Origin of the sequence: Ktedonobacter racemifer DSM 44963 (assembly GCF_000178855.1) — a bacterium.
In the GTDB taxonomy this organism is placed as follows: Bacteria; Chloroflexota; Ktedonobacteria; order Ktedonobacterales; family Ktedonobacteraceae; genus Ktedonobacter; species Ktedonobacter racemifer.
In genome coordinates, this window is record NZ_ADVG01000002.1 from 2459050 (window position 1) to 2483104 (window position 24055).

The 24055-nt window shown below is 55.6% G+C and carries 16 protein-coding genes; 8 read left to right on the top strand and 8 right to left on the bottom strand.

All coding sequences use genetic code 11. The annotated features are described in order from the left end of the window. Positions 1–40 precede the first annotated feature (40 nt). From KRAC_RS26940 to KRAC_RS26955, 4 genes are all read right to left on the bottom strand, one after another. Complete coding sequence (locus KRAC_RS26940) at positions 41–649, bottom strand: hypothetical protein (RefSeq protein WP_244422063.1); 609 nt, start codon at positions 647–649, stop codon at positions 41–43. Next, positions 559–1071, bottom strand: a complete 513-nt coding sequence (locus KRAC_RS76290) for an IS1/IS1595 family N-terminal zinc-binding domain-containing protein (RefSeq protein ID WP_007908413.1) — start codon at positions 1069–1071, stop codon at positions 559–561. Before KRAC_RS76290 ends, KRAC_RS26940 begins: the two co-directional genes overlap by 91 nt. Before the next feature lie 405 nt (positions 1072–1476). Then, positions 1477–3483, bottom strand: coding sequence for a DNA topoisomerase (ATP-hydrolyzing) subunit B (gyrB, locus tag KRAC_RS26950; RefSeq protein WP_007912715.1), 2007 nt, complete (start codon positions 3481–3483; stop codon positions 1477–1479). Positions 3484–4025: 542 nt separating this feature from the next. Next, complete coding sequence (locus KRAC_RS26955) at positions 4026–4604, bottom strand: zinc ribbon domain-containing protein (protein WP_007912716.1); 579 nt, start codon at positions 4602–4604, stop codon at positions 4026–4028. An 809-nt stretch (positions 4605–5413) separates the two neighbouring features. Here KRAC_RS26955 and KRAC_RS26960 point away from each other — a divergent pair. After that, positions 5414–6448, top strand: a complete 1035-nt coding sequence (locus KRAC_RS26960; protein ID WP_007912717.1) for a glucosaminidase domain-containing protein — start codon at positions 5414–5416, stop codon at positions 6446–6448. A 10-nt stretch (positions 6449–6458) separates the two neighbouring features. Here KRAC_RS26960 and KRAC_RS69255 read toward each other — a convergent pair whose 3' ends face one another. Then, positions 6459–7856, bottom strand: coding sequence for a helix-turn-helix transcriptional regulator (locus tag KRAC_RS69255; RefSeq protein WP_007912719.1), 1398 nt, complete (start codon positions 7854–7856; stop codon positions 6459–6461). Positions 7857–8063: 207 nt separating this feature from the next. Continuing rightward, positions 8064–10658 carry an ATP-dependent chaperone ClpB gene (clpB, locus tag KRAC_RS26970; protein WP_007912721.1) on the bottom strand — a complete coding sequence of 865 codons (2595 nt, stop codon included), beginning with the start codon at positions 10656–10658 and terminating at the stop codon, positions 8064–8066. A 322-nt stretch (positions 10659–10980) separates the two neighbouring features. Here clpB and KRAC_RS26975 point away from each other — a divergent pair, with 322 nt between their 5' ends. Then, complete coding sequence (locus KRAC_RS26975) at positions 10981–13407, top strand: FtsK/SpoIIIE domain-containing protein (RefSeq protein ID WP_007912723.1); 2427 nt, start codon at positions 10981–10983, stop codon at positions 13405–13407. Between the two features lie 18 nt (positions 13408–13425). Further along, positions 13426–14547 (top strand): FtsK/SpoIIIE domain-containing protein, encoded by a 1122-nt coding sequence (locus tag KRAC_RS26980; RefSeq protein ID WP_007912725.1) that lies wholly within the window; start codon positions 13426–13428, stop codon positions 14545–14547. Positions 14548–14945: 398 nt separating this feature from the next. Here KRAC_RS26980 and KRAC_RS26985 read toward each other — a convergent pair whose 3' ends face one another. Next, positions 14946–15233 carry a hypothetical protein gene (locus KRAC_RS26985; protein ID WP_007912727.1) on the bottom strand — a complete coding sequence of 96 codons (288 nt, stop codon included), beginning with the start codon at positions 15231–15233 and terminating at the stop codon, positions 14946–14948. 342 nt (positions 15234–15575) lie between these two features. On the opposite strand from KRAC_RS26985, the gene scpB reads away from it, so the two are divergent. Beyond that, entirely contained in the window at positions 15576–16307 is a 732-nt protein-coding gene (gene scpB / locus KRAC_RS26990; protein WP_211221321.1) for an SMC-Scp complex subunit ScpB, read from the top strand. A 52-nt stretch (positions 16308–16359) separates the two neighbouring features. Beyond that, a complete protein-coding gene (locus tag KRAC_RS26995; protein WP_007912730.1) occupies positions 16360–17232 on the top strand; it encodes a deoxyribonuclease IV in 873 nt (290 codons plus the stop codon). Positions 17233–17445: 213 nt separating this feature from the next. Here the strand turns inward: KRAC_RS26995 and KRAC_RS27000 are convergent, their stop codons facing one another. Then, on the bottom strand, positions 17446–20256 hold the full coding sequence (locus KRAC_RS27000; protein ID WP_007912732.1) for a BACON domain-containing protein: 2811 nt from the start codon (positions 20254–20256) through the stop codon (positions 17446–17448). A 469-nt stretch (positions 20257–20725) separates the two neighbouring features. Between KRAC_RS27000 and KRAC_RS27005 the strand changes: the two genes are divergently transcribed. The 3 genes from KRAC_RS27005 (at position 20726) to KRAC_RS27015 (ending at position 23914) form a co-directional block, all read left to right on the top strand. Then, positions 20726–21742 (top strand): Gfo/Idh/MocA family protein, encoded by a 1017-nt coding sequence (locus KRAC_RS27005; RefSeq protein ID WP_007912734.1) that lies wholly within the window; start codon positions 20726–20728, stop codon positions 21740–21742. A 97-nt stretch (positions 21743–21839) separates the two neighbouring features. Beyond that, positions 21840–22853 (top strand): AraC family transcriptional regulator, encoded by a 1014-nt coding sequence (locus tag KRAC_RS27010; protein WP_211221322.1) that lies wholly within the window; start codon positions 21840–21842, stop codon positions 22851–22853. A 65-nt stretch (positions 22854–22918) separates the two neighbouring features. Continuing rightward, positions 22919–23914, top strand: a complete 996-nt coding sequence (locus KRAC_RS27015) for a Gfo/Idh/MocA family protein (protein ID WP_007912742.1) — start codon at positions 22919–22921, stop codon at positions 23912–23914. Positions 23915–24055 lie beyond the last annotated feature (141 nt).

Consider the following 24055-nt stretch of genomic DNA (forward strand, 5'->3'; position numbering starts at 1 on the left):
GTAACGTTTCTCTTAAAGAACCGAAAATTAGGTAGTGACTCTATTGAGAAGTGGTATGTAAGGGAGTCGTCAAGAACGCGAGGAAGGACCAGGGATGATCGGCGAGGCCCAAAGCCATGGCAGGAGTGCGTCGCTGATATCGTTGTGGAGTCCCCTCCCTTGGGAGGCGTAACGCCCGATGAGGACGTATCCAGTTGTGTTCAAAGAGGTGCAGGTGGAGCAAGGCATCGAAGGTGACATCACGTTTGGCAAAGGCATGGGTCTTGCGTGTGAGGGCATTGAGCCGATCGCGGAGAGCACCGTTGGCCCGCTCAACATGGACGGTTCCGGGTTGGATGATGACCTCGCCCAAGGCGGCACGGATCTCAACGGAGAGCAGTTTTCCATGCTCATCACGGTGCTTGATGGTCTGCGTCAAGCACACATCTGGAGGGACGACCAGTGGGGGACGACCGCGCTGCCCTGAGCGGACCGGCTGACGATAGGCTCGAGTGAGGATGGCGGCATAGCCCCGCCAGCCATCGCTGCACCAGTTCAATGGACGACCCTGGGTACGCGCTACGGTGAGGGTGACCGCTCGCTCGACGAGATCGTCGCCGATGCGTCCAGTGGCACAGGCGGCAATGAAGCGGCTGGGGCGATCTTGCACGAGGCAACCCCAGCGTTCACCGGCATCAACTTCGTCGGGGGCTCCGTTTTTTTGTGCACGAAGGACCAAAACTCATCGATTTCAACCGTCGAGAGGCGCAAGTCCTGCGTGAGAATGGCCGTCAAGGCTTCCGCATGCTCGCTTGCCCGCCGCAACCATTCGCCAATCGTCTCGTACTTGTGGCCCGTGATCTCTTCTGCCGCCCGCAGACTTCCCCGACGCATCACGACCAGAAGCGCCTGGGTCACCTCGGCTACTGGCGTATGGAGGCGATACATCGGCGTGCCTTCCGTTTCACCAAAGAAGCGGCCACATCCACGGCACTGGTAGCGCCGTCGTCCTTTGCTGCTACCATTGCGAATGACGTGGGGCTGTTCACATGCAGGGTTGGGACATGCTGGCAGGGATGGTATGGGTGTCATGGTTCGTCCTCCTGACCTCTATTTTACCACTTCTCTCAAGAGTCACTACCGAGAACTGCTTCATTCTCAGAAGCAGATGATTCCTGCGCCTCAGTATCCGTAGTGACATCCTTTACCATGTCCTACATCTAACCTCCTGATGAGCACCAAATTACAAAACTATCGTTTATCCTCTTTATTCCACACCGGCTACCACATAAGTGAAAAACATCTTATTTTAAGAGCCCAGAAAATCCTTAAGTCAGATTTCTCTTTCTTAAGGATTTCCTAAACGCTTTGGTTAACTAACTCAGGCCATAGGCCAGTCTCAACAATTGCGCTTCTTTATAATCCCAGGGTTTGTGATCACAGTCTCAAGAACTATGGTTACAGTCTCAAGATTTGAGGCATCCTACATATTTCCTCTTAGATGTCCAGGTTGGCGTTGCGGGCGTGGCTCTCGATGAAGCGGCGGCGGGGCGCGACCTCGTCGCCCATGAGCATGCTGAAGACCTTGTCGGCCTCGACGGCCTCGTCGACGGAGACTTTGAGGATGGTACGGCGCTCAGGGTCCATGGTGGTCTCCCAGAGGGTCTCCGGGTTCATCTCACCCAGGCCTTTGTAGCGGCCAACCTCGGGTTCCTTGCCGTTGTGCGTGGCCTTGTATTCGTTGATCAGGGCATCGCGCTCTTCTTCGGTGTAGACGAAGTGAACCTGCTTACCAAACTTGACGTGGTAGAGAGGTGGCTGCGCGATGTAGAGATGGCCCCCACCGATCAGTTCAGGCATATAGCGGTAGAAGAAGGTCAGCAGGAGGGTGCGAATGTGCGCGCCGTCAACATCAGCGTCGCACATAATGACGACGCGGCCATAGCGCAGGCGGGAGAGATTGAACTGCTCACCAATGCCCACGCCTACAGCGGTAATGATATTTTTGACCTCTTCGTTGTGCAGGATCTTGTCCAGCGTGACACGCTCGACGTTGAGGATCTTACCACGCAGGGGAAGGATGGCCTGGAAGTGGCGATCACGCCCTTGTTTTGCCGAGCCACCAGCGGAATCTCCCTCGACCAGGTATAGCTCACAGCGGTCTGCGCGCCGCTCGCTACAGTCGGCCAGCTTGCCAGGGAGCGTGGTATCGAGCACGTTTTTGCGCTGGACGAGGTCACGTGCGGCCCGGGCGGCCTCACGTGCCTTGGCGGAGGTTAGACACTTGCTGATGATGGCCTTGGCCTCGCTGGGGGTCTCCTCCAGATAGCGGTTGAGCATGTCCGCAGTGATGTTTTCGACGATGGGGCGGATCTCAGCGTTGTTCAGCTTGCTCTTGGTCTGGGCCTCGAACTGTGGATTGGGGATCTTCACGCTGACCACTACGGCCAGGCCCTGGCGTACGTCGTCGCCAGTTAGATTGGGATCCTTCTCTTTGAGCAGACCAGTCTTGCGGGCATAGTCATTGAGAGAGCGCGTGAGGGCGCTACGGAAACCAGTGATATGCATGCCACCGTCTACGGTGTTGATGCCATTGGCAAACGAGAACTCGGTGGTTGACCAGCTATCATTATATTGCAGGGCAATATCGACTTTGACTTTATCAATCTCGCGGCTGGCGCTCGCGGGGCGTGCCTGAAGCGTGTTGCGATTCTTGTTAAGGTAGCGAACGAAGGAGACCAGGCCACCCTCGAAGTAGAAGGTTGCTTCACGGTCGCTGCGCTCATCGCGAATGCAGATGGTCATGCCGCGATTGAGGTAGGCCATCTCGCGGAAGCGCTGGGCGAGCATATCAAAGTTATAGTCGCGTGTCTCCATAACAGAGAGATCGGGCATGAAAGAGGTCCGGGTACCCGTGCCCTCGAAGCTGCCTACGGCGGCTAGCTTGGTGACAGGCGTGCCCTTTTCATAGCGCTGGCGATAGACTTTTCCATCGCGCCTGACATCGACCTGGCACCACTCTGAGAGCGCATTTACCACCGAGACACCGACGCCATGTAGACCACTACTGATCTGGTAGCCGCCACCACCAAACTTACCACCGGCATGCAGGACCGTCATCACGACTTCAAGCGTCGACATGCCCGGGCGCTGGTGATGCTCTTCAACAGGGATACCGCGACCATTATCCTCAATCGTGACCGAGCCATCAGCATGAATGGTGACCTGGATGGTATCGGCATAGCCGGCCATAACCTCGTCGACGCTGTTGTCGACCACCTCCTGGATGAGGTGATGGAGGCCACGCTGATCGGTCGCCCCGATATACATACCTGGACGCACACGTACAGCTTCTAAGCCTTCGAGAATCTGAATATTCTGGCCGCTATAGCCATTGTTGCCATGATTCTGAGTGGTGCTACCCAGGTCAACCTCATCACTGCTAGAGATTGTATTGGCAGGAGTCGCTAGGACCTCCTGCTCATCTGAAATGTGCTCTGCCATTAGTGATTCTCTTGTCTTTGCCATAGAACCTGTACATTCCTTTTGCTCAGTAAACACGGAACTGCGGCGGAGGCCGTTGCGCCTGGATAAACAACGGACAAGCCGCGGTCTGATACGAATTGCTGTCCTTTGAGTGATCGTCGTGGCTGGTCCCCCTACCACAATGGCACAACAGTAGTAGCGCTAGGAACAGGGGGCGAGTTATAGATGTAGAAGCTAGCCCCAATGCCTGCTGGTTGGACGTCTTCAGGTTTCGCCTGGCGTTCGCCTTATACATGACACGTGCTATACACGTTCCAGGATGAGCGGCAGACGACTATGGAAGGCTAGTATTTTTCTATGTGTAAGTATTCTGCTTGAGCATAGAAAAAGTGGCAATGAAAGCCACTGTGTGCCACATCATTATAGCACATTTTGCTTGATAAACAAAGCAGAGAAGTGGGTTGAACGGACAACCGCAGGGGAAAGAAAAGAGAAGAGATGATGTGTGTCCCCTGGTGGCCCATACCACCAGGGGACACACATCATCTCGCATAGTTTGGCTAGAAACGGTTCCCGGGAATCGGTCCCCCCATAGGAATGTTTGAGTTGGGAACGCCCTGCATATTAGCCATACCTGGCATACTCGGCATAGGCGCGCCTGCCAGATTGGTTGTGCAGTACGGACAGAAGGTCCAGCGCAGTTCCAGCAAGCGCTCACACTTGGGGCAGGAGCGCTTGAGCTTCTGGCCACAGGAGGGGCAGACCTGGAAATCCGACTCGATGCGTGCATGGCAATTGCTGCACGTCTGACGCTCGGTCATTTCAGCCAGGAGCGACTCTTCTTCCAACTGGCGCTCATAGATCTCGGCCAGGGTCTGGCGGGGGCGCAGAATCATATACACAAATACGCCCGCAATCGGAAAGATGGCTACAGCGACGGTAGAGATAATCTGCAGGAGGAAGTCTTGCGTGCGCGCGCGAATGTCGCGAAACGTCCAAATAACGGTGCTCAGCCAGAATACTACCAGGAAGGCCACCATACAAGCGACCATAGGCCCGACCAGGTTTTGCAGTGTTGTGAGCCAGCCAGGCTGGGTAGTGGCCAGGGAGGTGCTCAGGTTTGCATATACAAAATTCACAGGACAGACGCCCCTTTCAGAGAATAGAATAAAGTACTATTTACTACTCGCAACTTTTGCTTGCGTCGCTCCACTATTTTTTTTCTGGATTAACGAGTTACATACACTCTCTTACAACGTTCGTTTCCCCTAGCATGATGACGACATAGGACTATAAGCTGGCAGAGTTTTTGCTACCTTCTTTAATATACAATATAGCGAAAAAACCACGCACATCTTCAGCTTCATGAATGAACCGCCGGGCCTGCTCTTACCCGATCAGGAAAAGAGTAAGGCCTGGTAAATAGCCTCTCTCTTAAATAGCCTCTCTCTTAATATATCGATGCGGACACGAAAAAGGAACATTTTCGTAACTTACCCCAACCTATAGGCTAGGTGCCAACGCTGCTAAACATTCCATAAAGGGCGCAAGGCGCGCGTCTACATATCATGACCCTATATACCGCTTGCCTGACATCCTTCCCCCCCAGAGTACTGGGTATGCTAGAGCTGGTTGGGCGGATGCCCAACCAGCTCTAGCATACCCAGTACTTTACTATTCTAAGCAAATTCTAATGTAGTTCGAAAAACAGGACTTAACTCTTACTAGTTTAGATGTTTTAAAGGTGATATGATAGTTTCTAACTAGAGGTTTATCATGAAGGCCGCGGTTATAGCGCCAGTGAGAATATGGTAGACCTGTATCTGGCCCCGCTTCAGTCGCAAGTGGAACGTGTAGCCAGAGAAACATATAGATAGGAAACTTGTGCGGTTTTGAGCACTATGCTACACTAGAACACTAGTTCAAAGGCCCTATAAGGAGGTTATTCATGGCGAGTGGTAACTACGCCAGGAAGCGCTCACCACGCCAGCCAGTCGACACGACTTTGCCCATACCCGCTCGAGCTACTCGACAATTGCCAACCGTACAACAGCATCCCTTTGATGATGAAGATATTCTGACGGAATCGCTTCCGCCGCGTACACGCCCTACTCCCACGACTACTGCGGCAATCAGGCGGACGACAGCGGAGGCGCGGAGTCAGACAAGCGAGATCAGGCGGGCGGGCACACCAGCGCCACGTTCGGCGCGCCCATTACAACCAAATAGGAATACTACACGTAGGCCCGCGTCTAAACGTCGCTACCAGGTCATCGACGATTACGCGCCGCATCCATTACACCGGCATCGCCGCTGGCTCAATCCACTCGTCTATAGTTCACTCATTGGCGTCGTCTTCCTGGCTCTCTTGCTTTGGGCCGCTATCGCGCAGCGACCGGGTGCGCCTGTGCTCCTGCCGAACTGGGGAGGACAGGTCTACAATATCCAGGTTGGCGGCGATAAGGCTGGGTCCTGGGAGTCACCCAAGCCTGCACCGCCCAAGGTGGCTGTCCCGACGGGTCCTTACTCGATCCTGGGCAAGCCCACGGTCACCGCCGACTTTATTAATAAGGTGCTGGCCAATGCTGGCTCTCCGGCGGCAGGCAAGGGGCAAGCTATGTATGACCTGGGCGTGCAATATGGCATTGATCCGGTCTTTGGCCTGGCCTTTTTCCAGCATGAGAGCACCTTTGGAAAAAATGGCGAGGCACGCACTACGATGTCCCTAGGTAACCTACGCTGCATCCCGGACCATGAGTGCATTGACCAGGACCGTGGCGGCTACGCCAAGTTTAATGGCTGGGAAGATGGCTTTCGCTCCTGGTACGCACTTATGCGCAATCTCTACGTCGCCCAGTGGGGACGCAGTACCATCGATGCAATCATTCCCAAGTATGCCCCCAGCGCGGATAACAACAACGAGGCGGCCTATATCGCTTCAGTGAAGCGCGCTGTCGATAACTGGCGTGCCGGCAACATATAATATTGAGTAATTATCGCGCCTCTACGAGGCCTTGAGCCAGGGCTTTGCTCAAGGCCTCAGTCCGGCCTGAGACATTCATCTTCTGGTAGATATTCGCCAGGTGAAAATTGACGGTACGCTCGCTGACATAGAGGCGGGCCGCGATCTCTTTATTGCGCAAACCACGTACCAGGAGGCGCAACACCTCCAGCTCACGCGTAGTAAGCACCTCGCTACGCGCCCCCCGTTCACGCTCACGCCCCACACGCGAGAGGAGGCGACCAGCAAGCTGTGGCTGTACCAGGACCTCTCCACGCGCCACTACACGCAGCGCCTCAGCCAGCTCCTCAGATGAGACATCTTTTAAGAGATAGCCATCGGCTCCGGCACGCAAGGTTTCATACAGGTAATCTTCCCGCTCCTGCGTTGAAAGCATCAGGACGCGCGTGTTGAGATTCAATTGCTTGATCTGGCGCAGGGCCTCCAGGCTCTGACCTTCAGGGAGCTGGGCGTCGAGCAGGACGACCTGGGGTCCCAATTCTAATGTCTCGCTCACGGCCTGCACCCCATCTCCAGCCTCACCCACCACCCACAGGTCCGCGTAGCTTTCCAGCAGGTGATGCAGGCCCGCGCGTACGACTGGTTGCGCATCGACTATGAGCAAGCTGAGGCGCGCTTCAGGCTGGGATGGTGCCGAGACAGAAATAGGGAACGCGAGTCCCGCAGGCGCCACTGCTTGCTCTCGTTCATGCTGATAGGGGAGGCGCGCCTGCACACGCGTTCCCTGCGTAAGCACCTCGCTCGTCAATGTGCCCCCCATCGCCTCAAGGCGGGCACGCAGGTCACAATAAATATGTTCGGAGAATTTTTCTACTCCCTCTTGCGCATCAGACCAGAAGGGCGGAAGATCATCGGAGGTGGGAAGATCCGAGGGCGCAGCTAGCGTTGGGGGTGTGCCATCGTCCTCAATCGCCAGAAGGATATCCTCCTGTGTATAAGCTAGTGTCAGGCGCACGCGCCGCGCTCCTTGATGCTGGCGCAGTTGATACAGCGTCTCCTGCGCCAGGAGAAATAGCAGATATTCAGCATGAGTGACACCCGCGTTCTGGGCGTGTTCCTCCACGCCTGTCAGGGTGACCCGGCTGGAGAGTCCAAGCTGCTCGGCGGTAGCATCAACTAGCTGCTCAAGCGCCTCGCCAAGCGTATGCCCTTCTAGCTCGGGCAGGATCAGGTAGTTGCTCGAGGTGCGCGCCAGGTGCAGGGCCTGCCGGGTCATCTGCTCGAGTGAGCATAGATGGCTCGCCAGATCCGGCATGTGTTGCAGGTTTGCACTCGCAGATAGCACCTGGAACTCAATGAGCATAGCGCTCAGTGTCTGGAGGAGCCGCTCATGCTGCTGCTCTTGTGAGTGCGCATTCTCGCTTGCCATAGTTGTTTCTCACAATTCATGGTGAATTTGTTGTAGTTTCTCGCCTGCGGCGAGAAACTACAACAAACAAGATTTTCTGGGGATTGGTTTCTTATTCCGCTCACCAACGGTGCTTTGCACCTAGCCTCTCGGTTCAGGTGAGCGGAAAGGAAGCCCAGGCCCCGGCAGGAGGGGAAAACCCCTCCTGCACCTCCCCATCCGTAGATGTTAAATGGCCTGGACGGCAATGGAGCGTAGGGCTAGTTTGCCGTTCTGGACGTCGATCTGGACGGTATCGCCGTCGCGCACGGAACCATCGAGGATAGCACGGGCAATGCGGTTCTCGACCTCCTTCTGGATCGTCCGTTTGAGTGGGCGGGCGCCAAACTGGGGATCGTAGCCCTCCTCGGCCAGGTAGTCCTTAGCGGCGTCGGTCAGTTGGAGCGTGATATGGCGCTCGGCCAGGCGTGGGCGCAAGCGGTTGATCTGGATATCGACGATGTTGCGCACCTGCTCCTTACTGATGGGGTGGAAGATGATGACCTCGTCGATACGGTTGATAAACTCGGGACGGAAGCCCTCCTCGCGCAGGCGCTGGCGCACCGTGCGCTGTACATCTTCCTCGTCCATGCCATCATACTCATGCAACCATGTTGTGCCGACATTGCTGGTCATGATGACAACAGTGTTACGGAAGTCGACCGTACGCCCCTGGCCATCCGTCAAACGCCCATCATCCAATAGCTGCAACAGGACGTTAAAGACTTCGGGCGCAGCCTTCTCGATCTCGTCGAGCAGGATCACGCTATAGGGATGGCGGCGTACAGCCTCGGTGAGCTGGCCACCCTCTTCGTAGCCCACATATCCAGGAGGCGCTCCGATCAGGCGCGAGACCGAGTGCTTCTCCATATACTCTGACATATCGATACGCACCATGGCTTGCTCATCATCAAAGAGGAACTCAGCCAGGGCGCGCGCCAGCTCGGTTTTACCGACGCCGGTCGGACCAAGGAAGAGGAAGCTCGCCAGCGGACGATTGGGGTCTTGCAAGCCCGCACGCGAGCGACGTATGGCGTCTGAGACCGCCTCAAGTGCCTGCTCCTGGCCCACAACACGCTCACGCAAACGCTCCTCCATGTGCAGGAGCTTCTGAACCTCGCCCTCCATCATTTTGGAGACAGGGATATGCGTCCATTTCGAGACGATATTCGCGACATCCTCGGCATCCACCTCTTCTTTGAGCATACGCGAGGACCCTCCAGCCGAAAGCTTTGCCTCCATCGCCTGGATACGTTCCTCAAGTTCTTTGATGGTGCCATAGCGCAGGCGCGCCATGCTCTCGTAGTCATAGGAGCGCTCGGCCTGCTCGTACTGGACCTGAGCCTCTTCAAGCTGCTTCTTGAGTGACCTCAGCTCATCCACGGGAGCGCGCTCGCTCTCCAGGGCCAGTTTCAGGGAACGCAGTTGCTCATTCAAATTGGCGATATCCGCCTCGACTCGCTCGCGGCGCTCACGGCTGGCGGGATCGGTCTCTTTCTTCAGCGCCTCCTGCTCCACCTGTAACTGGCGTATGCGGCGGTCCAGGGCATCGATCTCGGTTGGTGTGCTATCGAGCTCCACACGACGATGACTGGCCGCCTCATCGATCAGGTCGATGGCTTTATCGGGCAGGAAACGGTCTGTGATATAGCGATTTGAGAGCATAGCCGCGGCCACAATGGCGCTATCCTGAATGCGTACGCCATGATGGACCTCGTAGCGTGGTTTCAGGCCACGCAGAATACTAATGGTATCCTCAACACTGGGTGGATCGACCAGCACTGGCTGGAAACGACGCTCAAGCGCGGCGTCCTTCTCAATATGTTTGCGATACTCATCGAGCGTGGTCGCGCCAATGCAGTGCAGTTCACCACGCGCCAGCATTGGCTTGAGCATGTTTGAGGCATCCATCGCGCCCTCAGCGGCTCCCGCTCCGACAAGAGTATGCAACTCGTCGATAAAGAGGATAATGCCGCCCTGGGCACTGGTAACCTCCTTCAGGACCGCTTTGAGTCTTTCTTCAAACTCGCCACGAAACTTGGCGCCTGCGACCAGGGCGCTCAGGTCCAGGGTCACGACCTGTTTATTCTCCAGCGTCTTGGGAACATCACCACGCACAATACGCTGGGCAAGGCCCTCTACAATGGCTGTTTTTCCAACGCCAGGCTCGCCGATCAAGACAGGATTATTCTTCGTGCGGCGGCTCAGCACCTGAATCACGCGCCGGATCTCTTCGTCGCGCCCAATGACGGGATCAAGCTTTCCCTCGCGCGCCGCCGCGGTCAGGTTACGCCCATACTTCTCCAACGCCTGGTATTTCCCCTCGGGATTCTGATCGGTCACGCGCTGCGCACCTCTAATGGATGTCAAAGCCTGTAAGACAGAGTCGCGACTCAAGCCAGCAGATTGCAGGGCTTTGCGCGCCTCGGTATCGCTGTCGAAGAGCGCCAGGAGCAGGTGCTCGACGCTCATATATTCATCTTTAAATTTCCCCATCTCGCTCCACGCATCATTCAGGACTTTGTGCAAGCGAGGTGAGATGCCAGGATCACTGCCGCCATAGACGCGCGAGAGTCGATCCAGGTCGCTCTCGACACGGCGCAGAACGGCCTGCGTGCTTCCACCAGCTTTTTGAATAATCTGGGGTACAACCCCGCCCTCTTGCAACAGGAGTGCGTTCAGCAAATGCTCTGGCTCTACCTGCGCATGATTGCGGCTACGCGCAATCTCCGATGCCTCATATATGGCCTGGCGGGCTTTCTCTGTAAAGCGCTCTATTTTCATATGCAGCCTCCATCGCACCCTGAAATGATTTTTTTAACGCTATCACTATACTACAATGAGTAGTAATCTAGCAACAAGTTTGAGTGCATATCTATCAAACTTCAACATTTCTTTGTGGGCTATTTATTCCCACATCTGCTTTCGCGCCTGCGGCGCTCAAGGAGGGTAATATGCGGGTGGAAGGCGAGCAAAGCCCGTTTTTCACCCACATATTAAGAACGTCCTAGAAATTTGCAATAATATAGAAGCTTTGTTACCATAACATAAGAGTAGAAAGATATGCAAACAAGTAAATCCGGTTTATGTTGAGAGGGAGGGGTCAGTGTCTCACCAACAAGCTACGTCTAAGCCTGCCAGCCATGTGATCTCGCGCAAGGCCCGCATCTGGCCGGAGATTCCCCAGGAGAAGGTTCTGTTACCTGGCGCGCCACAGCTCCCACAGGGGCCGCAGGTGGGTACACTTTCTTTTGTGCTTTTTAACCTGCTGGGCATGGGACTCTATGTACTTATCTTTAGTACCTTCAAAATTGGGGGAGGCGCTCAGTTCTTTTTGCTGCCATTTATCGCCATTTCGGGCATGATGGCGCTAGGGACCGTAGCGAATTTCCTGACGCAACATGTCAGCACAAAGCGCAAGAGTAAGACATTGATGGAGCGCTATGAGGCACAGCTACAGGAGGTAGAGCAGAGGCTCCAGGGCTTGCACTGGAAAGAACGGCAGGCACGCCTGGACCTTGATCCGCCACTTCTTCCCCCCAGGCCTGAGCAACAAGTCTATCAGGGCCTGAGCATCGTGCCCTTGATAGAGCGTGGCTTCGATGAACAGGATACGCAACTCTGGGCGCGCAAGCCAGATGATCCAGATTTCCTCACTGTGCGCATCGGCATGGGCAGCCAGCCAGCTACGTATGAAATTCAGGCTCCTCCCACGGCAAACACCTTCCCCGACCAGCCGCGCTTGGAGGCCTCCCTGGCGCGTGTCCAGGCCTTACAGGAGAGACATAACACGTTAAAGGTCCCCATCACAGTCAAGCTCAACGAACCAGGGCCTATCGCGCTAGTGGGGACACGCGACAGGCTTGAGGCGGCGCGTGAGTTGCTACAGGCCATGGTCTGCCAGCTTGTCTATCACCATTCACCTGAAGAGGTGCGCATCATCATCCTGACACCACGCTCACAGGAGCAGGCCTGGCGCTGGGCAACGGCTCTGCCTCATACGGTACTATATGATCCGCGCCAGGCAGAAGAGGTTGTGGACGAGAGTAATCAGAGACACGCCGTCGCCATTGGCGCGGGGGCGATCCTTGAGCATTTGCCCTTAATCTCGCGGGAGCTGGGACGGCGCGAACTCCTGCTTGGCGATACACGCCGGGAGGAAGGGCAACACCTCTTACCTCACCTGGTAATCGTCGTTGACCACTTCGATCTCTGGCAGGATCTAGATCAACCCTCGGCTCCGCAGCCCGTGGTCTCGCCCCATAACTCTATTCAGCGCACTGGCTCGCTTGAGCACAGGCCTCAGCTCTCCGTCTCTCCCCTCAAGCGCCCCGAGATGACGCTGGCGCTCAGCGGACCTACAACCCTGGGGGTCTCAGTGCTTTGCCTCTGCGCACACAAGGCAGATGTCCCCATGAACAGCAACCTGCTGGTGGATATCACACACATTCAGGATGATAAGCAGGCAGGAAAGGGGAGTTATACACTCCAGGCGCAGGTGCGCCAGCTCTGTCCCAATCCGCCACCCGCTATTACATGCGACGAGGTAGACGGGGTGCCCTTGCAGGCGTTGAGCTACTTCTCACAGCGCATGTTCCCGCTGCATGTCAACCGCACTAAACGCCTGGAGTTGCGCACGCAGGTCGATCTACGCACGCTCTTCGAGCCGCCACTTGACCTGCTCTACTATGACCCCTTCGCCTACTGGAGCGATCCTATGTTCCGTGGACGCGACGCGAAGGGAAAAGAGATGCCCATGATGCGTATTCCCATTGGGACGAAGATAGGTGATGAAATTCAATATCTGGACCTGCTCAAGGATGGCCCTCATGGCCTGCTCATCGGGCAGACTGGTTCAGGCAAGAGCGAGCTGCTACAGACCATTATCATGGCGCTCTCTATCATCTATCGCCCCAATGAGGTCAATTTTCTGCTTATCGACTATAAAGCGGGCCTGGCGCTGGAGCCTTTCCGCCATTTGCCGCATACCATCGGCTTTCTCTCCAACGTCTCCTCGCCCGCGCTCATCCAACGCTTTATTACGATGTTACGAGCCGAGGCCATGCGTCGCGAGATCCGCCTGAAAGAAGGCAAGAAATCGCCGCGCCTCATCATCATCATTGACGAGTTTGCCGAGATGGCCAAGCAGACCGATTCTGTTCTAGATGAGCTCTTCACGATCACACGCGTTGGGCGCGAGATTGGCATGCACCTGCTCCTGGCGTCACAGCGACCCGAGGGCATTATCGCCACGCGCGTCCGAGACTATGTCCAGTACAGGCTCTGCCTGCGCTGCGCCTCGCCGGAGGACAGTCGGGAGATCTTGCGTCGCGTCGATGCCGCCTACCTGCCCGCTAGCATTCCAGGGAGAGGCTATCTCCTGCATGGAGACAATCAGCTTGATCTCTTCCAGGCGGCCCGCGTCTCGATCCCTGTGACCCTCGACCAGCTTTATGTCAAACCCAATGGAATAGAGACACCAGTCGACCCCACCAACGACGTCCTGATCGCCCAGCTAGCAGCAGAAAAGTAATTTGAAAGAGAGAGAAAGATGAGCATCTCCCATTTACAAACATTTCAGAATGCACAGACGGTTGCCGAGATTCTGGTTGGGCGCATTACCGAAACCTATTCGCGCGAGGATGCGCGCAAGGCTGGCATTTACTACTGGCCGGAGCCGCTGCCAACGCCCAGCCAGCCCCTTGATCCCGATCCATTGATTCTTTTTCGTCCCGGGGACGAGCATGAACAGCTAGCAGGCTCCCGTCCTGGGCGCGTATCGCTTGTGCGCGGAAGTATCGCCGAGTTTCTTGCCAGGCATGAGCGAGAACATCTCAAACCAACAATGCAGCTTCCCCTGGGCCTTGTAGACAAGCCTGAGCAGCAGAAGCAGGAGACGCTTATCGTCGATCTGCATGGTTCAGCGGGGGCTTTGAGCGGCGGCCCGCTTTTGATAGCAGGCGCGCAGCATAGTGGCAAGAGTACGGCACTGCAAAGCATCCTGCTCTGGCTCACCACGTACTATGGCCCCAACCAGTTGCGCTGCGCCATCATCGACCCACACCATGAACTGGATGTCTTTCGCGAACTGCCTCATCTCCTTGATGGCGAAGGGCATCAACTCTGGACTGATGGTAGCAGCGACGAGAAGCTAGAGGAGTTCGCACGAAACATGCATGGTCTGCTGGCCAAACGGCGCGAGGCATTCCCTGAGCAGCGTTGGACCGAGAACAGCCTGGGTCAGCTCTGGGCGCAGGGGCATGTTATTCCCCAGATACTACTCATTATCTGCCACTATCATAGTTTTGCCGAACGCTTCAACGCCGCCATAACGCTGAAGAAGCTTGCTCTAGCGATGGCCGAGGCCCGTACCATGGGAATATACCTGGTGGTCAGCAGCGCCGAGGTAGGGTACCGTTTCCTCTCGTCAGAACTGATGGGGAAATTTGGCACCAGTATCGGACTGTACCTCAATGAGATCCAGCGCTTAGACCTCTTTGGGCGTTCCCCCATCCTGCCAGACCCCATTCCTGGTCGTGGCCTGATCCTGGCACCAGATCGCAGCATTCACCAGATGCAACTGGCCCTGCCCATTGCAGGCCCCAGCGAGAGCGTGCGCTACGAAATACTCAAGCATGAGATCGCCAAACTTGCCACACGCTATAAAGCCTGAGCATGGAACCCGCTACTGGCGTATGCGGCTACTGTGGGGCTGCCAAACACAGACGCGCCATGTACACGTGGCGTCTCTGTAATTTGGTTTGGGAAGTTAGCTTGCTTTGTTGGAGGGGATTTGTGGTAAGAAAAACGAGGAAGGAAGGCGTGTGAGTTCGCAGGCACAAGATACCACGAAGAGACAGGTAATAATGGACAAAGAAGGCCATCGAACATCCACGCCCAATACGTGGGATCGGCGGCCAGGCACAAACGTCCTAGGTACCGGATGTGGGAGGTTTGTATATAGCCCTGACAAGGGGTTGGGCCTATACAAACCCATCACATTGCGTGACCCTTTATACGGTCACCTCTCAAATACACAGTAATTGTGTATATATCCTGCCGGTTCAGGAATTAGTGCATGCCGTTGAGGCGGCTCACGTGGTTGCTGCTGTCATCCAGCATATTCTGCAAAGCACCGTTGTAGCGCCCCATCTGCTCGGTGATATTGGCGACGTTGGTGGTCCAGTTATTCAGTGACTCCTGAAAGTTCGCAACCTGGTTGCCATTGAAAGAGTTGTTCACGAGGTTGTTCGCTACCTGAAAGTCCTTCAAGGCATGTGTCAGGTTAGCCTGAATGTTGCTCAGATTAGAAATCAGGGCACTAAGGCTTTCGAGATCCAAGTTTAAGGTACCTGCCATTACTATTATTCTCCTTACTACATATCTTTTATACTATTCTGGCCTCTTGATACTTAATACGGCCATTAACGGATTTATCTTTCCGTTGTCAATACTTTATCAGAGTATATTTTTAAAGTCAATACATTTTTACACTAAAATATCGTAGATTAATATATTTTAATTGCAATTACATGCAAACATGTTACTTTATCTATATATTTTGCATAAAATGCAATCAGGACATGGGCGATATGAAACGACCTTCAAACTCAGGTGTTCTTCATGTAATGATTGTTCAGAGGGATAGGCATGGTGGCGAGTTGGCTATTAGATAGAGAAAGAAGAAGAATTTTCTGGTGATTGTGTTATACTTTTCTCACTATGCAAGAGAACAAGCTCGAACCATCGCTTGAGAGGGCCATAAGCGCCCAGGGGCCAGTTTTGGCGCCCGAGGCACACCAGTTGGGGGCAGCTATCGAAAGCCTGCTCTTCGTCTCTGGACGCCCCTTAGAACGTGCGGAGCTGCGCAAGTTGCTGGGTGTCGGGAATGAGCAATTGGAGCCCGGCATCAGGGCGCTGGAGTCTACGCTTCAGAATGGACAGCGAGGGATTCGCCTCCAGCGGCTGGGTGAACAGGTACAGCTTGTCACCGCGCCAGAGAATGCGCATTATGTCGCGGTCCTGCTGGGGCTTCCCATGAGCGCGAAGCTGACGAATGCAGCCCTGGAAACGTTGGCGGTCATCGCTTACCGTCAGCCCATGACGCGCAGCCAGATTGAAGCCGTGCGCGGCGTGAACAGCGACCGTGCGCTGGCAAGCCTGCTGCAACACGGGCTGGTAGCTGAAGTCGGTCGCGCCCAAACAGTGGGACGCCCGGCGCTCTTCGCGACCACCGCCGAGTTTCTACAGCAATTCGGCCTGACCAGCCTGGAGGAACTGCCGCATATCGATCTGGCAACCCAGCAGATGCGTACCGTGCCAACCGAGGCGGAGCAAAGTATACCCAACGGCGTGAATGGCCAATCCGGTCAGGCTTCCGCCACCAGCCAGCCCAATCTCCCTACGTTTCAGGTACCCCAGAGCACAGACTGAAACAGTGCCTGATTTTCATTATTTTGCGGCGGATCGCGAGGAAAAGGATAACATGCGTATTGGACGACATATGCCCACAGGCTCCAAGCCCCTGAAGGCTATTGAGACCGCCCGGCAGATTGGTTGCCAGGCCATCCAGGTCTTTGCCAGCAATCCCACAGGTTGGAAGCTGCCAGTTCTCGATGAGAAGAGTGGCCAGGCCTTTTCCACGGCAGCACGCAAGCAGGAACTGAACCCCATTGTGCTCCACGCACCCTATTTAATTAACCTGGGCACGCTCGACGCTACCATATGGGAGAAGTCTATTCTCTTGCTGACTGGCACGCTCCAGCGAGGCGCGCAGCTCGGAGCATCCTATGTCGTTTTCCATACCGGGAGTCACCGGGGCGCGGGCGTGCCCACAGGTCTGGCACGCATCGCGCAGGGCATTGAGCGTGTCATGGGCCAGAGTCCCGCCGAGGTCATGCTGCTCCTCGAAAACGATGTTGGGGCTGGCAATGCCCTGGGCCATAGCTTTGAACACCTGGCCACAGTTCTCGCACATCTCCCACAGTATAGCCAGCGCCTCGGCGTCTGCCTGGATACGGCCCACCTCTGGGGCGCGGGGCACGACATAGGTACCCCCCAGGCCGCGCAGCAGGTGCTCCAGCATTTTGATGACACTGTTGGGTTGGCGCGTCTCAAGGTGTTGCATCTCAACGATACCGCGATGGCCCTGGGCAGCCATAGAGATGTGCATACACGCCTGGGCGAAGGCATTATTCATCCCACTGGCCTGCGCGCCCTGCTCACTGATCCTCGCCTCTCACACGTGGCCGTGCTCATGGAGACACCCATTGAGACAGACGAGGATGGCAAAGAGGACTGGGTCCATGACGCGGGACAGATCGCCTATGCCAAAAGCCTGTGTCTCCCTATAGAGTAGGGACCAGCTTTAGTGCGTCCGAATGCCATTCATGGCAGTGCGGCGTAAGCCAATTCGCTTTTTTGGAAAGGTATTACAGGTTATAATTTTGGCTAACGCCTAAGTGCGATTAATCGCCTTCGGACGCGCTAAAGCTGGTCCCTACCGAAAAAGAATACATTGTTTGTAATGCACGCTTTTGACAGCTCTTCTCTCCAATGTAACGACACACCTCTAAGGCGTAGGTGTGCTTCCAGGCGTAGAGATGGCAGGTACCACCACTGTCACGGTGACTGGCTGAGGGCTTCCTACGATAGCGGTCCCACCTTGCGTGGCAGTCACTTGAATCGTCGCGCTATAGGCGCCCGTGCTCAGTGTGGGGTCCACCAGGGTCACGGTAAAGGTTATGCTCGCGCCAGGTGCGACAGTGACCGTTTGCGGCGTGGCGCTCAACCAGCCTGAACCAGTACTATAAGAGATTCCTGGCGTGAGGGTGATATTCCCCTGGCAGGTGTTCGCGACCGTGAGCGAAAATTGTGCAGTGGTTATGGATGGAGATAGATCCAGGCTTGCTGGCGCCGCGGACTGAATACTGCAAGGCGCTACGATGTTCAACCGCACAGTGATGCTATGGGGGGCACCTGTCGTGGTCCCGGTATCCGCGTCAAAACTGGAGAGGGAGACTGCACCCTGGTAGACTCCGGGTGAGAGACTAATGCTGTTTGCGCTCGCGGTAAGAATCGTTGAGGTACCGGGATCCAGCCCGCCATTTTTTTTACTCACGCTTAACCAGTTCCCGCCACTGGTCGCGCTGGCCTGCCAAGCGAGAGACTGCGCGCAGGAGGCTGGTTCTTGCAGTGTGATGGAACGCTCAACCGGCATAGACTGATTGGCGGGCAGGGTGAGAGAGAGCGTTCCAGGCGTCATACTGATATCGCACGTAGCGGGTGGTTGAATCACCAGATTCACTGGAAGCACGCGTTCACTTCCAGCTACCGGGTGGCCAGTCGCGTCCAGGCTCTTGATGCTCAGAGAGCCATTATACGTTCCCGGCCCCACTGCTCCAGCGGGCTGGGCAGAGATATGCAAGACCAGCGACTTGCCTGGATTGAGGGAACCCGTGGCGGGAGAGACGCTCAACCAGGAGCCACCAGAGGAGGTAGAGGTTGTGGCTTTCCACACCAGCCTGCCTGTGCCATTATTCGTGAGCGTCACATCTTGTCCAGCCGCTGTCGCCTGCCCCTGAATTGTGGTTAGCGAGGCCCGAGTCCTGGAGAGCGTGATCGCAGGCACTAGCACGGCTGCTTGTAATGACAGGGTAACTGGTAGTGGCTGCACTCCCGAGGGAGATGAAAAGAAAAGGGTAGCATGATAGTCACCTGGCACGAGCGCGGAGGGGTCAACACGCACCTGGAATGTGCTGGGGAGTGTTCCCTGATCTGCATCGAGGTGCAACCAGTCGGCATCGCTCTTGACACTCCAATTCACGGGACCACTACAGCCTTTTGTGCCTCCAAGCTTAAGAGATTGCGCCTGGGGCAGTGTTCCTTGATAGGTCCCTGTAAATGTAAGACTGGTGGGAGCGGCCTGCAAGAGACAGCCCTGAGTGACGGTCACGCTCACAAAAAGCTTTTGCGGGCTACCAGGCACATCCTGTCCATCCCAGTCCTGCCCCCGTAGAGTCACCGCGGCTTGATAGATCCCCGGCAACAGAGCGTGTGTATCGACAGAGAGGCGCAGGCTCCCATTTTCGCCTGGGACCAGGGTGTGTGTTGCTGGATCAGTTTTTAGCCAGGAGGCATCACTGGTCGCGCTCCAGTTCAGTGAGCGAATTCCAGTATTCAAGAGAGTAACATCCTGTGAGGAAGGCGAGCTATCCCCATCGGCTGCCAGGAAGGAAAGCACAGGAGGACTGACGCTCAGTGCTCCAGACGAGAAAAACGGCGCGGAGACGACGCGCATCCGGGTCGCCAGCCCATTGTTGCCCGCATCCGAGGTAAAGGCAACATGTCCGTTGTAGGCTCCAGGCTGCATATGTGAGCGATCAACTGCGATAAAGAGGCGCATACTCTGTCCACTGATGAACGTCCCGCGCGCCGGGCTAATCTTGAGCCAGTCCTGGTCGGATTTCGCCTGCCAGTTAATCGCTCCACTGCCCGTGTTTGAGAGTGACAGCGTTTTCACCCCGTTGGTAATGGTGTCGCCAGTACCAAAATCAAAGGCCTCACTGGAGAGACGCAGGTGTGCCGGGCGTAGCACACCTCCATTCCCCTTTACCAAAAGAGAGAAGGTGGCAAATGTATGCGTCTGCGCATCCTCGGCACGTAACGTATGCCAGCCCTGAGACCACTCGCTCAAGGCAACCACCGTATCCGTAAAATTCCCCTGCTGATCAGCCTGAATGATAGCTTTACCCACGGTATCCACAACAGGGAAGCCATGGTCACGAGAGAGGCCAACCTGGCTCCCAGGCGAGAAATGCGACCCATGTAGCGTCAGCGTCGCGCCAGCAGTAACAGTGCCAGGCGAGATCTGGAGCGCCATCCGTGTGGAACCTGCGCCAAAGGCGGAGAAGACGCCAAAACTGCCTCCCGCGACCAGTACAACCATGACCAGGCAGGAGAGCCAGAAGAAGAGCGTCGGTGAGATAGACCGTCGTGTCACGGTTCGTGGCTTAGGAGGCACGGAGGATTCAACGTGTGCAATCGCATTACGCACCTCTTTATACCAGGTGCTGGCATAGCTCTCAGGCACCAGGATAGAGGTCTCTGAAAGTCCAGACTGCTCTTCATCTTCCGGAAGAACCTGGATACGAGGTACATGGTGGTACGCATCCTGAAGGGTGACGGCTTCATCGCTTTCGAGAGACGCAAAAGGGCTGCTCACGGCGCTCAAAGCTGGATGGAGATGTTCATACAATGGGATGGTTTGCGCCTGGTCTTCCGGGCATATATGCTCACAGGGAACCACGGAGCCGCCGCATGAGGGGCAAAAGATAGCATCCTCCTGCAATTGCGCGGCGCAATGAGGGCAAGATATCAACATGAGTCGTGGTCCCTCTTTTTTTCTGTTCTTACGCAAACGCGGTGTGCACCCTTTTGGCGTGACGCCTCTCGCTCTGGTTAGTGGTAAGATGCAGTAGCCCGCTACTTGCGCACGCGGCTACTTGCACCCATCACATTCCCTACCCGAAAGAACTTGCACATGGCGCTATCAATGCATCTATATAGTAAGACGCGCTTTCATGGCATTTTGTGACGCCCACTTTGGATTTTTAGAATTTTTTCCTATTGATGCGCGTCACTCTCTTCACCTTGTCCCAAATTGTCGCAATTTCGCAGGGCATAGAGCGACTTTGTCGCGTGGGTGCATTGTCATTCTTCAGCACCAGAGATTACAATGGATAGAGACGCATTGTGCTCGGTCGCAATTTCGCAGATTGGTGGGGCTTGCTGTCTAGAGCACACAACATTCTAAGCGCACCACTCCATACACTGAAAGGAAACGCAGATTTATGATTCGAGTTGCCATGGTAAGCTTCTGGCATGTGCATGCAAACGACTATAAGCGCCAGGCCCAGCAGCATCCATCAACACAAATAGTCGCGGTCTGGGACGAAGATGTCCAACGAGGGCGTCGTTGGGCAACAGAGTTAAGCGTCCCTTTCTATGAGAATCTCAATGAGCTACTGAGCCAGCCCGATATCGATGCCATCATCGTCGATACCCCAACCAGCATGCATCATGAGGTGCTCCTGGCCGCGGCACGCGCGGGCAAGCATATTTTTACCGAAAAGGTCATTGCGCCCACGCTTCACGAATGTAACGCTATCATTAAGGCAGTTGAAGAGGCCTCTGTCAAGCTCACGGTCTCCCTCCCACGCCTTAGCGCAGGATATACCCAGGCCATCCAGAGCCTCATCCAGCTCAACGCTTTTGGGCAGTTGACCCTGGCACGTGTACGCCTCTCACACAACGGGGCACTTCCCAACGAGCGTTCGCCTCTCGGCTGGTTGCCTGAACACTTCTTCAATAAAGAGCTATGTGGTGGCGGAGCCATGATCGACCTGGGATGCCACCCCATGTATCTGACGCGCCTCTTCCTGGGCATGCCCGAGAGCGTCAGCGCCAACTACGGCTATGTGACCGGGAAAGAGGTCGAGGATAACGCGCTGGTCTCGCTCCACTACGCGAACGGAGCGATTGGTGTTGTCGAGGCGGGCTTTGTCAATCCGTACTCGCCCTTCACCATCGAGCTGCATGGGACGGAGGGCAGCCTGCTCTTTGGCACGCCTGAGGAGCAGCTCCAGATTCGTAGCCGCCTCTTTGCAGAGGGTCAGCAGTGGAATACGATCACAGACCTGCCCGAGGACACCCCACTGCCCTTCCAGCAATGGGTCAAACATATCGAGGAAGACACGCTCGCCTCCGAGAACATTCAAGCAGCCATTGACCTGACAACGCTGATGGAGGCGGCCAATCGCTCCGCGCAAGAGGGGCACGCCATCAAAATTTCCGAGCTGACACACTAGACGCAAAGCGCGCTGGTGGTGAGTGGTCAGCAAAACCATGACCGATCCGGCGCGCCTTTTGAGGGTTGACAGATTCGCAGAGCAGGAGGAGGCTTTCGTGGCAAAAGCGGCTCGAGAACTGGACCGAGGTTCCATCCAGGCCTTGCGCAAGCAGGGCGGTCCTTTTCTCTTTGCGCCCATGCAGGCGGAACCTGATGCGCTTGACCGGCTTGATATCAGCTTCCGCTGGGGTCATTATGGCATTCGTATACTCCGTTGTCACCTTATCGCCTTTCAGGCGGGGCATGTTATTCCCTATCACAAGCACCATAACTACGAGTTTCACTTCATTCCGCGCGGACAGGGGCGCTTAATCCTGGAGGATGGAAGCTATCCCCTGCACGCAGGGATGTTCTACCTTACCGGGCCACAGGTACTTCACCAGCAGGAGGCGGGACCTCGTGAGGCCATGTACGAACTCTGCCTGCACCTGGACATCGTGCCCCTGGAGGAGCCAGACACCAGCATGGAATGGGGTGAGCAATGGGAGATTGTGGAAGCCGATGCCTGTATCCAGCAGCTAAGCACTATGGAGGCCAGGCCAGTGCTTGACCAGTATAGTGCCATGAACTGGTTTCTTACGGCCTACCAGGCGTGGCAGGAAGGCGAATTTGGTGCCTTTACCACGATTCGTCAATCCATCATTCAAATCTTGCTGCGCACAGCACGCGTCCAGCATACGTCGCAACATCAACCGTCGCTCCCTTCACGCGATATGAACACGTATCGCTACCAGCTCGCGACACAGTATATACGCGACAACTATGCACGCCCCCTGACGCTCAGCGAGGTCGCGGAGAGCCTGCATATCTGTGGACGCCAGCTGCAGCGCATTCTAGACCAGTACGCTAACGAGACCTTCAGCGGCTACCTGGAGCGCTATCGCCTGGCGCAATTGTGCCAGGCCCTGACACACTCTGAGCAGACGATTGAGCAGCTAGCATACAACCACGGCTTCTCAAGCGGTAGCTACCTGCACTACGTTTTTAAGAAGCGCCTGGGTATGACACCGGCACAGTACCGCCAGCGCCAACAGCAAACGTTGGCTAATGGGTACCACGACCCCTGTTAATTTTGCGTGCTCATCCGTTGTAAAGAATCTAGTGGGGATTTGTTTCTATAGAGGAGAAAAGAAAAATGACGATTAAAGTTGGACTGATCGGCTGTGGTGGTATCGCCGCCGTTCACGTCGGTGGCTATAATAAATTGACTGATGCAAAAATAGTGGCTGTCTGCGATGTCGTAGAGGAGAGCGCACGTATTCGCGCTGAGGAGGCCGGCGGAGCCGATGTCTATACCGATATGGGCAAAATGCTCCAGGAGGCAGACATCGATGCTGTAGACATCTGCCTGCCCCATCACCTGCATAAAGGCGCGATCATTGCCGCCGCGCAGGCAGGTAAGCACATTCTCTGCGAGAAGCCGCTCTGTCTCTCGCTGCAAGAGGCCGACGAGATCCGCCAGGCCGTAGAGGCCAATGGGATCACGCTGATGTGCGCGCATAACCAGCTCTACATTCCCGCGGTCCAGTATGCCAAGCGCCTGATCGCTGGTGGTACGATTGGCGATATCTATGAAATCCGCACCACGGATTCGTTCTATCACACCTTTGATCCCAAGACCATTGGCTGGCGTGGTCAGCGCCAATTCATTGGCGGTGGTGAATTGATCGATACGGGCTATCATCCCTCCTATCTCTTGCTCTACCTGGCTGATAGCAAGCCCATCGAGGTCACCGCTATGACGAGTAACCATCGCCTGAGTTTTATGGATGGTGAAGACTCGGCCCAGGTCCTGGTCCGTTTTGAGAATGGTGTGGTCGGCAACATCGTCACCAGCTGGGCCTATGAGCCAGGCGACAACACGGAAAAATTTGGCATCGTCGGTCAGCGCGGCTATGCCTATAGCAAGGGTAGCGACATCACCTACAAGATGCGTATGAGCGAGCCGCCCGTGGTGAACACGGTGAAACTCTCGGGCATCAATACCTTTGACGCGGAGATCGCCGACTTCGTCAAATGCCTGCAAGAGCAGCGCCGCCCCATCAACAACCACGAGGATGGCATCAACGTCCTCAAGATCATTCTCGGCGCCTACCAATCAGTCGAGCAGAAACGCACCATCGAGCTATAGCCCGCTACTAGCGTACACGGCTACTGGCGGTGGCATACCCTTTATAGAATCAAGGTGTGTCGGTGTGGGTTTCGGGCGGATGCCCGAAACCCACACCGACACACCTTTACTTTTTGCCGGGTCAGCGGGTTATAATTAAAT

Excerpts from the sequence above, each read along its gene's own strand:
- clpB (WP_007912721.1), bottom strand. The coding sequence starts at position 10,658 with ATGAAAATAGAGCGCTTTACAGAGAAAGCCCGCCAGGCCATATATGAG.
- KRAC_RS26995 (WP_007912730.1), top strand. The coding sequence starts at position 16,360 with ATGCGTATTGGACGACATATGCCCACAGGCTCCAAGCCCCTGAAGGCT.
- KRAC_RS69255 (WP_007912719.1), bottom strand. The coding sequence starts at position 7,856 with ATGGCAAGCGAGAATGCGCACTCACAAGAGCAGCAGCATGAGCGGCTC.
- KRAC_RS27000 (WP_007912732.1), bottom strand. The coding sequence starts at position 20,256 with ATGTTGATATCTTGCCCTCATTGCGCCGCGCAATTGCAGGAGGATGCT.
- gyrB (WP_007912715.1), bottom strand. The coding sequence starts at position 3,483 with ATGGCAGAGCACATTTCAGATGAGCAGGAGGTCCTAGCGACTCCTGCC.
- KRAC_RS26985 (WP_007912727.1), bottom strand. The coding sequence starts at position 15,233 with ATGGCAGGTACCTTAAACTTGGATCTCGAAAGCCTTAGTGCCCTGATT.
- KRAC_RS26980 (WP_007912725.1), top strand. The coding sequence starts at position 13,426 with ATGAGCATCTCCCATTTACAAACATTTCAGAATGCACAGACGGTTGCC.
- KRAC_RS26960 (WP_007912717.1), top strand. The coding sequence starts at position 5,414 with ATGGCGAGTGGTAACTACGCCAGGAAGCGCTCACCACGCCAGCCAGTC.
- KRAC_RS76290 (WP_007908413.1), bottom strand. The coding sequence starts at position 1,071 with ATGACACCCATACCATCCCTGCCAGCATGTCCCAACCCTGCATGTGAA.
- KRAC_RS27005 (WP_007912734.1), top strand. The coding sequence starts at position 20,726 with ATGATTCGAGTTGCCATGGTAAGCTTCTGGCATGTGCATGCAAACGAC.
- KRAC_RS27015 (WP_007912742.1), top strand. The coding sequence starts at position 22,919 with ATGACGATTAAAGTTGGACTGATCGGCTGTGGTGGTATCGCCGCCGTT.